Raw genomic sequence first — 13,521 nt, forward strand, 5'->3', positions numbered from 1 at the left:
AATAAGAACAAAAAGCAACGAACTATACTTATACTAAAAACAGACAAGCGACTTATTCACTTTTTGTTTCGTATTCTTTATGTATAGCTACTTCAAAAGCAGCCCAATGTGCATCGGTCATTCTACCTGGTGTAAAAAGACAAATACCTGCTGCTCCATTTTCCATAGATTCTCTAATAGCATCGCCTAATTCTTCTGGCAACAAACCACTGCCTTCAGGGTCTTCTTCATTTGCCTTATTCCATGGTCTTGGGCAAATAAACAATCCGCTATAAACCGGTGTATCGCCAGCAGCTTTCGCTTCCTCTTTAACCATACTACCAACCCATAAAGGGTTAGCCATATAAAAATCATTGTAATTCATAGGAAAATAAGCATCCAAATTCCACTTATTCCATTCTTGCCGTACCAAGGCCTTAGAAATTGTTGGCCCTGGAAAAACCGCTGCATTTACCTTCTTTCCTTTTTTTCGTACAGCTTCACTTAATTCACCTACCAACTCAGTAATTACATCGTAACGATATTGTTTCCATTCTTGAACAGTAGTAGGATCTGCAGCAACTTTAATATCAATTCCGCTTTTCTTTTTAAAATCTGCAGTACAAGTATCGCAATAGCAAAAATCGTATTCAGGATATTCCCGATTTTGAATTAAATCGTATTTCTCCCAAAGGCCACGTGCTAAAATCACATCTGGATATCGAATATAATCTAAGTGAATTCCGTCTACTTCTTCTACTTCAGCTACACTAGAATACATGTCTTTTAAATACTTGCGAACGCCTTTTTTATTCGGACACAAAAATTTGTAATAAGGAGCGTAAGGTTGAATATCGAATGCAGACTCACCTTTACCACTAACGCCGTACCATTCTGGTTTTAATTTAGGATCACTTTGGATCATTGTCGGTATCCAAGTATGAAATTCCATTCCTGCAGCTTTTACAAACTTGCCAACTCTTTTATAAGTCGCTGGATCATGACCACCGCTATACATTAAACCATCGATTCCTTTTTCTTTTAAATCTGTAAACTGTTTTTCAAGTTCTTGATCTGTTGCCTTTCCAGGACCTCCCATCCATGCATACACAGGAACTTTAGAATCTTGCGCAACCGCCAAAAAAGTTGTTAGTAGTAAAAAAGTAAGGAATATATTTTTCATAATTATTAATCTAAGCTGCCAAATTTAGTAAAAGGAACTCTTTTTACACTCGACTTTAACTTCCTATTTATCGAACTTAAAACAGAATTATTAAATACCGATTTAAGTGCATTATATTTAAGTAAATTAAAAACTAAGAATATGTTTTTTTATTGATATCCTTGATTCTTATGAGATCAATGTTACCGTTATTTCTTAAATTGGCTATTCGCAATTAACAAACCAAAATGAAAAAAACATATACCTTATTAGTACTGTTAGCAATCACCTTTTCAGGATTCTGTCAAGAAGTAAAAGTAATGTCGTACAATATAAAATATGACAATGAAAAGGATACCGTTAATAATTGGAACGACCGTAAAGAAACAATGGTAAGTCTAGTTAAACATTACGAGGCCTCTTTTATTGGTATGCAGGAAGTTTTGCACCGACAGTTGACATATCTCGACAGCTCGCTAACAAATTACACCTATATAGGCGTGGGTCGTGATGATGGAAAAACAAAAGGCGAATACTCCCCTATTCTGTATAACACTTCAAAATATAAGGTACTAGAAGACAAAACTTTTTGGCTTTCTAAAACTCCAGATAAAATATCAAAGGGTTGGGATGCTTCTTTAGAACGCATTTGTACATACGGCTTATTTGAAAGCATCGAGACTGGTCAAAAGCTATATGTATTTAACACACATTTTGATCACCGTGGAAAAGAAGCTCGTGTAAAATCTGCCGAGCTCATTTATCAAAAAATAACTGAGGTAAATAAAAAGCAAATACCTGTTATATTAATGGGCGATTTAAACCTACCACCAGAATCAGCACCAATTCAGTTTTTACAAAGCAAATTAGTCGATGGTAAAAATCATACTATTAAAGAATTTTATGGTCCTTCAGGTACTTTTAGCGGATTTAATCACGATAGGAAACTAGACCATAGAATCGATTATATATTTGGTAAAAACCTCGAATTCTCTACATACATTCACATTGATGACCGTATGGAAAACAACAAACACATTTCAGACCATTTACCGATATTGGCTTCTTTTGAATTTTAATAACTCCCAACTTAATCAGCAAATAAGACGAGAAACGGCCATCAAACTGTAATTCACTAAATTAGTATCGTAAATCATACCTAGTAGATTTTAGCAAACTACTAGATTATATTTTTTTGTAATGAAATATTCCATCAAAATTTTATCGCTTTTTATTGGCTTTTTATTTGTAATAGCCAGTTCATGCAATTCCAAAAGCGATCCACCTAAAGATTCCGATGACCCCACTGATCCTATTGATTCAGTGATCACTACACCGCAACCAATTCTATTAGACAGCGTAGTTTTTACAGCCATTGGTGATGTGCCTTATGATGATGAACAACGCACCGGATTAATAGCAATGATAGCCGCCCATAACACAAAAGCTGTATCAGAATTCGTAGTTCATGTTGGGGATATAAAACCTGGAGCTGATCCTTGTCTTGAACCGGTTTATAAAGATGTAAATGAGATCCTTAAAGAGTTCGACATACCTACATTCATGCTATTGGGTGACAATGAATATAACGACTGTGAAGATCCTATTTCTGCTCTTCAATTATGGAACGAATATTTTTTAAATTTTCAGGATAACTGGACTTTCGACCAATTGCTGACTTTTCAAGAAAATAGAGCTGAGAATTTTGCATGGACTCAGAGTAAAATAATGTTTATGGGACTTAACCTAGTAGGAAGTTCTGTTCACGATCAAGAAGAGTGGGATGCAAGGTTAGCCGATAATGGAAAATTTTTAAAGGACTACGTCGATGCCAATGCTACTGATTTAGAAGTGCTTGTAATATTTGGACACGCAAATATGGTGGAAGCTGGTCCAGATAAGTTTAAACCTTTTACCGATGTATTAAAAGAAGTTGCCATCGATTTTGAAAAACCTATATTATATGTTCAAGGTGACGGTCATTTTTGGTTCTTAAACAGACCTTATGAAGAAACTAATATTCTTAGACTTCAAATTGAAGGTGGTGCAAATGCAGTGCAAATTTCAGTAAATCCAAATAATGAAAAACCCTTCTCATTTGACCGAAATTTTCTAGATTAACTTCATTATTTCGATCTTGACTTTTAGGTGAATTAAACAGTAGTATTTTACTGACTTTAGGATCAATAGCATTATAAAAAATACAAATCCATAACATAAAATTATGGCATACGACGAATTCTTAGCGGACAGAGCACGACGGTTTTTAAAACAAAAGCCCGTTTATTTTGAAGAGAAAAAAATGATTGGTGGTCTCTGTTTTATGGTCGATGAAAAAATGTGTTTTGGTATGCATATCGATAAAAACACAGATAGCTCATTATTAATGGCTAGGATTGGAATAGACAAGTACGAGGAAGCTCTTGCTAGACCACATTGCACCGAGATGAATTTTACAGGCCGTACAATGAAAGGTTATGTATTTGTAACTGCTGACGGAATTGACAGCGAGAAAGACTTAGAATTTTGGTTACAAATGTGTTTAGATTTTAACCCATTTGCCAAGAAAAGTAAAAAGCGTGCTTCTAAAAAGAAATAGGCAATACTTCTTCAAGTGTAATCGCAGCTTCACTATTCATCATGTCTGAACTATTCGTATTATCAATAATAGCCACTCCTGCCCCATTCCAACTATGCCACTGCATAAAATACGCTGCTTTACCTTTTAGCTTATCAACAACATCCATCATGTTCCAAGTGCCATAACTTTCTTCACGTGGTCCTATTTCAGACATTACTATGGTTTTCCCTAAAGATTTTAATTCTTCGTAATGCGGAAAATCTGGCTGTAACCCGTAATAATCCATTCCCACTAAATCTACATAATCTGATCCTGGATAAAAGGCAGTTACATTTGCATACCATGTTTCACTAGGCACTACGGCGTAGGTCCAGATTAAATTATCCAAACCATAATCCCACTTTAACGTGTTATACATATCAATCCATAGTGCTTTAAAATCAGATTCATTCGTTTGCTTATTCGCATAATCATTAATACCCCACCAGAAGAAATTACCATTCATTTCATGAAACGGTCGCCATATAACAGTAACATTTGCATCGCGCAGTTCTTGTAAGGCACCTGCTACTTTATCGAGTTCATTGCGATAACTCGTTTTTGCATCGCTTGGCGCTGCATCTCTCAACAAAGCCCTTAAGTTTATTTTATCTTTATTCTCAACGGTATTCATATACACGTCTACCCCTTCTGAGAAAGGATTATCAGCATGCCAACTAGCGGTAACTAATCCGCCGTTATCCCAATGCTTAATTAAGGTCTGCACCGGATATTTATCACCAGCATACCAACCGAAATCTGCACCAATTAATCCAACATATTGTCCGGACATATCGGCCAATCGATCCACATAAGTAGTATAATAATCAGCTGTTGTATTTGGTGCGTCCCCACATTGCTGACCAACTATTATTTGATTATTTTCAATTAAGGAATCAAAATAAGCCAGAATATCGGCTTTACTAACTACTCTAGGAATCTTTACTGGTTCTTTGCTATCAGGGTTTGTAGTATTCACATTTTCAGAATTTACAGGTTGATCATCATCTAAATTATCAGTACTACAGCCAATAAAAAATATCCCTCCCAAAAGAAGCATACAAAACTTTATTAATAGTCTCTGAAAAATCATAAAAATGAAGAACCAAAAATCGTTCCGAAAAAAATATTATCGCTTAAGACTATCAGAAATATTCATAAGTCAGGCTCGAAATACAACTCATACCCGAAATTTTACAATTGGGTAATCTGTTTTTCCAGTAACGCTGTAAATGGTGGAGATTTGACTCAAGTTAAATAACGAAAAACAATACACCATGAAAAAATTAGCAGCACTCGTACTCTTCCTAATCACATTTACAATTACAGCACAAGACACTTCTGGATCTACAATTTCAGTTATCATAGAAAATGTACTCTCAGACGATGGAACTATTATCGCAGCTTTACATACGGAAGATACTTTTTTGAAAGCTCCTGGAGTTACCAGCGCAAGTAAGCAGGCCAAAAAAGGAAAAGTAACCTTAACTTTCGATAATATTGCACCTGGCACCTATGCTGTAATGGTAATGCACGATGCCAATGACAACAAGCAAATGGATATGCTAAACGGAATGCCACAAGAAAGCTATACAAATTCTGGAGAAATGAACTTATATGGCCCACCTGTATTCGATAGTTCAAAATTTGATGTGAGTACAGAAAATCAAGAGATCAAACTTAGGTTCTAATTTTATCAAATTACCGAAGTAGTACATTCATCAATCAATCAACAAAAAAAGGGCTTGCCAATGGCAAGCCCTTTTTATTACATAAAATTCTCTTTTTCAAATTTCTTCAGCTAACCATGCCTTCATCATCCAAACAGTTTTTTCTTGTTCGGTTATAAAATCACTCATCATACTATTTGTACCTTCATCAGAGGCCTCATCAGAAGCGTCTAAAATTCTTCTTTCAATACTTAAGAGTACAGAAAGCGAATCCACTATTAACCGAATAGCTTCATCATCTTTGGTTATATTCTTACCCACCGGAACTTGCGAGTTCTCGAGATAATCTTGAAAAGTATGCTCAGGAACGCCTCCTAACGTCAGTATTCTTTCGGCAATTTCGTCAACCTTTATATTCGCATCATTATATAATTCTTCAAATTTCGGGTGCAATTCGAAAAAACGCTTTCCCTTAATATTCCAATGTATACCTCTTAGGTTTTGGTAGTAGGTTTGAAAATTGGCCAAAAGTGAATTTAAATCGTTACTTAATTCTTGTGATTTTTCGGCATTTAAGCCAATACTATTAGTTTTCATGACTTTAATTGTTTTAATTTCATCATAAATTTACAACATGATTTCAACTTAAAACAATAAGTTTTATCGATGGATTTTATACCTTTATCGACATCAACTATTGACTATGACAATTACACAATTAAGATACATTTTAGCTGTTGCTGAATATCAAAATTTTACGGTGGCAGCGAAACACAGTTTTGTTACGCAGCCCACATTAAGCATGCAAGTACAAAAACTTGAAGATGAGTTAGATATACAAATATTTGACCGTGGAAAGAAACCTATTGGCGTGACAGAAGTTGGCAAGAAAATAGTTTCTCAAGCAAAGAATATTGTCGCTGAAGCAAACCGTATTCAAGATATTGTAGATCAGGATAAAGGCTTTATTGGAGGTGAATTTACATTAGGCATAATTCCAACTATTATGCCGACACTTTTACCGATGTTCTTAAAGAACTTTATAAAGAAATATCCAAGAGTAAATCTTATTATAAAAGAACAACCTACCGAAACACTTATTAAGAATCTAACCGATGGACATTTAGATGCTGCTATTGCCGCAACACCACTAGAAGTAGAGTTTTTAAAAGAGCGCCCTTTATATTACGAACCATTTGTAGGCTATGTTCCCAACGGGCACAGACTATTTGGTTCAACTAAGATAAATCCTGAAGATTTAGACATAAGCGATATTTTACTCTTACAAGATGGTCATTGCTTTAGAGAAGGTGTAATTAATTTGTGCAGAACTGCTGGCAAAAATGTAAATGAACATTTTCAGTTACAGAGCGGTAGTTTTGAAACTTTAGTAAATTTAGCCAATGAGGGTCTTGGTATGACGTTACTACCGTATTTAAATACCATTGATTTAGATGACACTAAAAAGAAGCAATTACGTTATTTTAATGAACCACCACCAGCCCGTGAGGTAAGTCTTATTTATCATAAAAAAGAGCTTAAAATGCAAATTACCAATGCATTAATAGATGTAATATCTGGGGTAGTTAGAGGCGCTATAGCCTTTCAAGACGTAAAAATAATTAGTCCTTTAGGTAGTAAATAAAAAACCCACATTGCTGTGGGTTTTTAATATTAAGATTTCAAATAAAGTAAACTTTCGTGCAGTTCAGGCTTATCATTAATAAAACCTTCTAACCACTGCTTTAATTCTTCAATTTCTTGGGGGAGTAATCTTGAAATCGCTTTCTTTAGTTCTTTGCTAAACAAACTAGCATCGAAACTAACTTTTTTGAGTACTGTTTTTGTGTACTCAAGCATTGCTCTAGCCATATGAAAAAGATTAAAATTAGTTGTCTATCAAATTTAACTACATTCGTCCTAATTATATTGCTCCTTATACGTTAAATTTAATGTAAATTCATGTTAACATCAATGAAATCAGCACTTTTAAGAAGTTTAAGAGAAACACATTTCAGATTTAAATTTATAATAACAACTGCATTTCTGCTTTTCTTTTTAATTAGTTGTAGTAGCACTAAGAAAGTACTCTCGAAAAACATTTTGAATTCCATGCAAAATGAGCAAACGGCCAATTATTTTGCCGGTATTTTAGTAGTAGATCCAGAAAATAACGATACAATTTACAAACAAAACGCAACAAAGTTTTTCACCCCAGCAAGTAATACTAAAATCTTTACGCTCTATGCCGCGTTAAAGTTACTGCCTAAGGAAATCCCTGCTTTAAAATACATCAAAGAGAATAATAAAACATACATAGAAGGCACTGGGGATCCTACTTTATTTCACACATATTTTGACAATGCTAATGTCTTAGATTTTCTAAAGGATAAAGAAAACATTGCGTTATACCTCAATAATTTTGATGATTCAAAATTAGGTCCAGGTTGGTCGTGGGGCGATTATCAATATTACTATCAACCAGAAAGAGGCAGTTTTCCAATGTATGGCAATGTAGTAACAGTTTTTAATGAGCCTGAAAAAACAATAGTACCGAAGTATTTTACAGATAGCATCATTGTTATTAATACGGATAAAAACAGGGAATTAGAACAGAATTTATTTTACTATTCCGGGCAACGAAAAGACACCCTTGAAATTCCCTATAGAACGAGTTCCACATTAACACAAAGCCTATTAGAACAAGCTATTGGAAAAGATATTGAGATAGCAGATAATATGCCAATGGGTGAAAAAAGTATAGTTTATAGTGTTCCAACAGATACCGTATTAAAGAGAATGATGCATGAAAGCGACAATTTTATTGCTGAACAATTATTGATTTTGGGGTCTTCAACGCTATCAGATACACTAAACAGTGAAACCACCAAAGAACATGTTTTAAAAGAGCTTCTAAATGATTTAAAACAAGAACCACGTTGGGTAGATGGTTCCGGGCTTTCCAGATACAATTTATTTACACCAGAATCTATGGTACACGTATTACAAAAAATGTACACGGAAGTTCCTAGTGAGCGGCTTTTCGACTTTTTTCCTAAAGGAGGAGTCTCTGGGACATTAGAAGATTGGTACCCCAGTATTGATAAACCTTATATTATTGCCAAAACCGGTAGTTTAAGCAACAATCATTGTTTAAGTGGGTATTTGATCACCAAATCTGGTAAAATATTAATATTTAGTTTTATGAATAACCATTTCAGACAATCTTCGTTAGAAATTAAAAATAGAATGCAACGAATATTTGAAGAAATCAGAGACAACTACTAGGCACCTCTAGTTTCCGACCAATTTATGAATAGCTGCATACTGCAACAACATTATTGTTTTTGCATCCTTAATTTCTCCGGAAGAAATCATTCCCATAGCTTTTTCAAAAGTGTACTCTAAAACTTCAATATTCTCCGTTTCATCTTCGGCACCTCCACCCTCACCTACTTTCATGCGGTCTTCATATGCACCAATAAAAAGATACAAAATCTCGGTCACCGAACCTGGACTCATATACGTCTCGATTACCTTTTCAACATTATCAATTCTATAACCAGTTTCTTCTTCGGTTTCTTTTCTGATACAATCTTCAGGATTATCACCATCTAAAAGACCAGCACATGCTTCAATCATCATACCGTCTTCATTGCCGTTTACATAGGTCGGCATTCGAAATTGCCGCGTAAGGATTACGGTACCTTTTTTCTTATTATATAGCAGGATTGCTGCTCCATTCCCACGATCATAAGCCTCTCGATGCTGTTCCTCCCAAGAGCCATCATCTTTTTTATATTCAAAACTGAATTTATTTAGCGTATACCAATTGTCTGAAAGCAACTCCTTTTTAATATTTCGTATTCTATTGTTTTTCATAATACCAAGTTACAAACTGCACTTTTAGCATTGAACACTAAACCGTTTTCGTTTACAAAATTTTTGGATTACTCTCTAAAATCATATAATAAAATATTGTAAATTCATAATATCTAAACCTTCCAAATGTACATACCAAAATCTCTTTCCAGTTGTTTCGTTTTAATTCTACTAATGTTTATTTCATGTTCGAATCCCGCGCAAGAAACGGGAACACTACTTATTTATGGTGGACCTATTTACACCGTAGATTCAACACAAGCTAAAGTAGAAGCCGTGGTTGCAAAAGATAGTATTATACTTTTTTCAGGTAGTCTAGAAGAAGCTGAAAAGTATAAAAACGAACAAACACAAGTACTAGATTTAAAAGGCAAAACCATGACACCTGGTTTAATCGAAGGCCATGGTCACTTTATGGGCTTAGGTTTTAGTGCCCTAGAACTAGATTTAACGGCCACCAATAGCTATGAAGAAATTGTTGCTGCTGTGGCTGAAAAAGTAAAAACAACTGCGCCTGGACAATGGATAATAGGTGCAGGTTGGCACCAAAGCAAATGGAATGTAAAACCGGAGATAATGGTAAAAGGCTTTCCCACTCATGATTTATTAAGTGCGGTTTCACCTAACAACCCTGTTTTTTTAAGTCACGTAAGTGGACATGCGGGTTTTGCAAACGCTGCGGCCATGGATATTGCAGGAATTCAAGTTTTGACAAAAGAAGGTATCGACAAATCTGCAGTTGAAGGCGGTGAAATAATAAGAGATGCATTAGGGAGACCTACGGGTATTTTTAATGAGACAGCCACAGATTTAATTTGGAAACATGTTCCTACAGATATGTACACCCCTGAAAAAATAACGGAAGCTTTTGAGCTTGCCATTGCAGCATGCCATAAAAATGGAATCGTTGGTTTTCATGATGCTGGAATTGGCAAAGAAAATATCGAATTTTATGAAGCTATGAAATCAGCTGGTAAAATGACCGTTCGCATGTATGCTATGCTTACCGGAGGAGATATGGATTTTGTTGATGAATGGCTTGATAAGGGACCATTCATAGATCCTGACAATCTGTTAACCATACGTTCGATAAAATTAAATTGCGATGGGGCCTTGGGTTCACGAGGTGCATGGTTATTAGAAGAGTATACGGACCAACATGGTCACTTTGGTCATGAAACACTACCCATGGAAGTTGTAAAAGAAACAGCTTTAAAAGGATTGAAAAATGGATTTCAAGTTTGCTCTCATGCCATTGGCGATCGCGCAAATCGCGAAATACTAGATCGTTACGAATCGGCATTTAAAGATCTACCTGAAGCATCTATAGACCATCGTTTTCGTATAGAACACGCGCAACATTTGCATCCGGATGACATTCCACGTTTTGCAGAACTTGGTGTAATACCAGCCATGCAAGCGGTGCATATGTCTTCAGATAGACCATGGGCCATAGACCGTTTGGGAGAAAAACGAATTAAAGAAGGTGCTTATATGTGGCAGACATTATTAAAAAGTGGCATTCCGATTATTAATGGCACAGACGTACCTGTTGAACCATTAAATCCGATTGCAAGTTTATATGCTAGTATTAGTCGTAAAACTTTAAATGGCACTCCCGAAGGCGGCTATGAGCCTGAACAAAAAATGACCAGAGAACAAGCCTTGAGGTCTTATACCATAGATGCCGCTTATGGTGCCTTTGAAGAAAATATTAAAGGTTCAATTAGCCCAGGAAAATTAGCTGACTTTACTATTTACAATCAGGATATAATGACCATTCCAGAAGATGAATTTTTAAAAACTGAAGTAGCCATGACTATTTTTAACGGTGATATCGTATACACGAAAGAAGAGTAATAATTATTAACCTAAGCTCCATTTATTTCCCACTTCAGAAACAGGTTTGCAAGGTTCGTACTTACCAGGGACAGGATCATAACTCAATACATTTTTTCCAATTTCTTCTGATGTAAAATACGCGCCTATGGCCATTGCCTTAAGAGATCTATAAAAACCAATAGGCCCTTGTTCACCCACAGTTTTTCCCCAAACGCCTCGGTTAAATTTACCCGAAGTAGCCTCTGAATTTTTTAATACTTTAATTCGGTCTGCTTCAGTTAAATTAGGGAAAATATCACCATAATCAGCTTTACAAGCTTCATTAAACATTGCAATATTATCGCGCATTTTTTGTTGCCCAGCTTCATCGTAACCTTTAGCAACAACCGTATCAATAAATATATCGACCTTCATATCCAAGGCTCCAGGGGTTTCGGTCTTCGGAAGAATCATATCAACTAAAGTTGAAATTGTATGTGCCTCAGTTTCGGTAAAAAAGAGCGGTTGCCAACTTAATCGCGGCTCATCTTTACAAGACTGTAATAATGAAAATATTGAAGGCGAAGCAATAACTGCTCCTGCAAATAAGCCTGTTCTTTTAAGCGCTTTTCTTCTATCCATAATTTGTATCGTTGCAAACCAGTTATTACTAGCTCAAGTTTTGTTTTTTTAATTCTGAAACTGCATGATTCACGGCTCTAGCTGTTAATGCCATATACGTTAATGAAGGATTTACACAAGATGAAGATGTCATACAAGCACCATCAGTTACAAAAACATTTTTAGCCGCATGAACTTGATTAAATTCATTCAGCACAGAAGTTTTTGGATCGCGCCCCATTCTAGCGGTACCCATTTCATGAACACCATACCCAGGTGGGTGTTCTTTATCAAAACCTAATACATCTTTCAGTCCAGCTTTTTCTAGCATTTCTACAGCATCTTCTTGAATCTGTTTGTTAGCAGCTTTCTCATTTGCTTTAAATTCAGCATCGATCGTTAATGTTGGTTGTCCCCATTTGTCAAGCACTTCTGTATTTAAACTTATTTTGTTATCATGATAAGGCAGACATTCTGCAAAACCTGTTATAAAGAATTCCCATGGTCCTGGTTTTAAAATACTATCCTTAAAATCAGCACCAAAATCTTCAATATTGGCAGCATTTCCACCGCGATAACCTCCGCCTTGATACCCGAATCCTCTTAAAAATTTATCATTTTTAGATTTCTCATCAATGTTCCAATACCGCGGAATATAGATTCCATTCGGTCTTCTTCCTTTATAATATTTATCATCAAAACCTTCTACACTGCCCATCGCTCCTACTCTATAGGTATGATCCATTAGATTATGCCCCAATTCACCGCTATCATTTCCTAAACCATTTTCAAAACGACTAGAAGTAGAATTCAATAATATGTGTGTAGAACTTAATGCAGATGCATTAACAAAAATAATTTTAGACGAATATTCGATAGCCTCATTGGTTTCGGCATCAATAATTCGAACACCTGTAGCTTTTCCTTTTTCATCATTGTAAATAAGTGATTGTACAATCGAAAAAGGTCTTATCGTTAAGTTGCCTGTTGCATTTGCTGGCGGCAATGTCACTGCATTAGAGCTAAAGTAGGCACCAAATGGACAACCTCTACTACATCTATTTCTATTCTGACATTGGCCCCTACCATTATGTGGCACAGTTAAATGTGCACAACGTCCGATTGTCATATTTCTACCAGGGAAATCTTTTTCTATTCTTGCTTTTACATGCTTCTCAACACAGTTTAATTCCATTGGTGGCAAGAAATGACTATCTGGCAATTGTGGTAAACCTAAGGCCTCACCACTAATACCTGCAAACTTTTCAACATAGGTATACCAAGGTTCAATATCTTTATATCGAATTGGCCAATCTACACCATGACCGTCTTTTGCATTTGCTTCGAAATCTAAATCGCTCCATCTATAGGTTTGCTTTCCCCATAATAAAGACTTACCGCCCATTTGATGACCACGTAACCATAAAAATGGCTTCTCCTCAGTATATGGATTTGCCTTATCATCTGCCCAAAAGTGCTCGGTATCAGTGCCAATCCAGCCAGAGCGAATAGCTTTATAATGTTTTTCCTTTTGATCTGGGGTTAGTCCGCCTCTAAGTTCCGTATCCCAAGGGTCTAAGTTCATTGTTGGATAATCCACAACATGCTCTACAATCGGCCCACGTTCAAGAACCAAAGTTTTAAGTCCTTTTTCACAAAGTTCTTTTGCAGCCCATCCACCACTAATACCAGAACCAATGACAATTGCATCATAGGTTACCTCTTTCTTTGCATCTATATTATAATTGGCCATATAAAAATAATTG

The 13,521-nt window shown here is 35.7% G+C and carries 14 protein-coding genes; 7 read left to right on the forward strand and 7 right to left on the reverse strand.

Going from position 1 to position 13,521, the window contains the following annotated elements; all coding sequences use genetic code 11:
* Nucleotides 1-52: 52 nt before the first annotated feature.
* Complete coding sequence (locus UH7x_RS00780; RefSeq protein WP_482361819.1) at nucleotides 53-1,162, reverse strand: glycoside hydrolase family protein; 1,110 nt, start codon at nucleotides 1,160-1,162, stop codon at nucleotides 53-55.
* Between the two features lie 227 nt (nucleotides 1,163-1,389).
* Between UH7x_RS00780 and UH7x_RS00785 the strand changes: the two genes are divergently transcribed.
* The 3 genes from UH7x_RS00785 (at nucleotide 1,390) to UH7x_RS00795 (ending at nucleotide 3,740) form a co-directional block, all read left to right on the forward strand.
* Nucleotides 1,390-2,220 (forward strand): endonuclease/exonuclease/phosphatase family protein, encoded by an 831-nt coding sequence (locus UH7x_RS00785; protein ID WP_482361820.1) that lies wholly within the window; start codon nucleotides 1,390-1,392, stop codon nucleotides 2,218-2,220.
* 121 nt (nucleotides 2,221-2,341) lie between these two features.
* On the forward strand, nucleotides 2,342-3,262 hold the full coding sequence (locus UH7x_RS00790) for a hypothetical protein (RefSeq protein ID WP_482361821.1): 921 nt from the start codon (nucleotides 2,342-2,344) through the stop codon (nucleotides 3,260-3,262).
* 103 nt (nucleotides 3,263-3,365) lie between these two features.
* The gene (locus tag UH7x_RS00795; RefSeq protein ID WP_482361822.1) at nucleotides 3,366-3,740 is read left to right on the forward strand and encodes a TfoX/Sxy family protein; all 375 of its coding nucleotides are present in this window, start codon (nucleotides 3,366-3,368) and stop codon (nucleotides 3,738-3,740) included.
* Here UH7x_RS00795 and UH7x_RS00800 read toward each other — a convergent pair.
* Nucleotides 3,727-4,821: a glycosyl hydrolase gene (locus UH7x_RS00800; protein WP_482361823.1), complete on the reverse strand. Its 1,095-nt coding sequence runs from the start codon at nucleotides 4,819-4,821 to the stop codon at nucleotides 3,727-3,729. The two genes, UH7x_RS00795 and UH7x_RS00800, sit on opposite strands and share 14 nt — an antisense overlap.
* Nucleotides 4,822-5,038: 217 nt before the next feature.
* On the opposite strand from UH7x_RS00800, the gene UH7x_RS00805 reads away from it, so the two are divergent.
* Nucleotides 5,039-5,452: a DUF2141 domain-containing protein gene (locus UH7x_RS00805; protein WP_482361824.1), complete on the forward strand. Its 414-nt coding sequence runs from the start codon at nucleotides 5,039-5,041 to the stop codon at nucleotides 5,450-5,452.
* A 96-nt stretch (nucleotides 5,453-5,548) separates the two neighbouring features.
* Here UH7x_RS00805 and UH7x_RS00810 read toward each other — a convergent pair whose 3' ends face one another.
* Nucleotides 5,549-6,028, reverse strand: coding sequence for a Dps family protein (locus UH7x_RS00810; protein ID WP_482361825.1), 480 nt, complete (start codon nucleotides 6,026-6,028; stop codon nucleotides 5,549-5,551).
* A gap of 106 nt (nucleotides 6,029-6,134) precedes the next feature.
* Here UH7x_RS00810 and UH7x_RS00815 point away from each other — a divergent pair, with 106 nt between their 5' ends.
* Nucleotides 6,135-7,076 (forward strand): LysR substrate-binding domain-containing protein, encoded by a 942-nt coding sequence (locus UH7x_RS00815; RefSeq protein ID WP_482361826.1) that lies wholly within the window; start codon nucleotides 6,135-6,137, stop codon nucleotides 7,074-7,076.
* Between the two features lie 29 nt (nucleotides 7,077-7,105).
* On the opposite strand, the gene UH7x_RS00820 is transcribed toward UH7x_RS00815, so the two are convergent.
* Nucleotides 7,106-7,303 (reverse strand): hypothetical protein, encoded by a 198-nt coding sequence (locus tag UH7x_RS00820; protein WP_482361827.1) that lies wholly within the window; start codon nucleotides 7,301-7,303, stop codon nucleotides 7,106-7,108.
* 102 nt (nucleotides 7,304-7,405) lie between these two features.
* Between UH7x_RS00820 and UH7x_RS00825 the strand changes: the two genes are divergently transcribed.
* Complete coding sequence (locus tag UH7x_RS00825) at nucleotides 7,406-8,719, forward strand: D-alanyl-D-alanine carboxypeptidase/D-alanyl-D-alanine-endopeptidase (protein WP_482361828.1); 1,314 nt, start codon at nucleotides 7,406-7,408, stop codon at nucleotides 8,717-8,719.
* Nucleotides 8,720-8,725: 6 nt separating this feature from the next.
* Here the strand turns inward: UH7x_RS00825 and nudK are convergent, their stop codons facing one another.
* Complete coding sequence (gene nudK / locus UH7x_RS00830) at nucleotides 8,726-9,313, reverse strand: GDP-mannose pyrophosphatase NudK (protein WP_482361829.1); 588 nt, start codon at nucleotides 9,311-9,313, stop codon at nucleotides 8,726-8,728.
* Nucleotides 9,314-9,439: 126 nt separating this feature from the next.
* On the opposite strand from nudK, the gene UH7x_RS00835 reads away from it, so the two are divergent.
* Nucleotides 9,440-11,173: an amidohydrolase gene (locus UH7x_RS00835; protein ID WP_482361830.1), complete on the forward strand. Its 1,734-nt coding sequence runs from the start codon at nucleotides 9,440-9,442 to the stop codon at nucleotides 11,171-11,173.
* A 6-nt stretch (nucleotides 11,174-11,179) separates the two neighbouring features.
* On the opposite strand, the gene UH7x_RS00840 is transcribed toward UH7x_RS00835, so the two are convergent.
* Nucleotides 11,180-11,776 (reverse strand): gluconate 2-dehydrogenase subunit 3 family protein, encoded by a 597-nt coding sequence (locus UH7x_RS00840; RefSeq protein ID WP_482361831.1) that lies wholly within the window; start codon nucleotides 11,774-11,776, stop codon nucleotides 11,180-11,182.
* Between the two features lie 28 nt (nucleotides 11,777-11,804).
* Nucleotides 11,805-13,508, reverse strand: coding sequence for a GMC oxidoreductase (locus tag UH7x_RS00845; protein WP_482361832.1), 1,704 nt, complete (start codon nucleotides 13,506-13,508; stop codon nucleotides 11,805-11,807).
* Between the last annotated feature and the right edge of the window lie 13 nt (nucleotides 13,509-13,521).

The sequence above is a fragment of the Aurantibacter sp. UH7 genome (assembly GCF_056839165.1).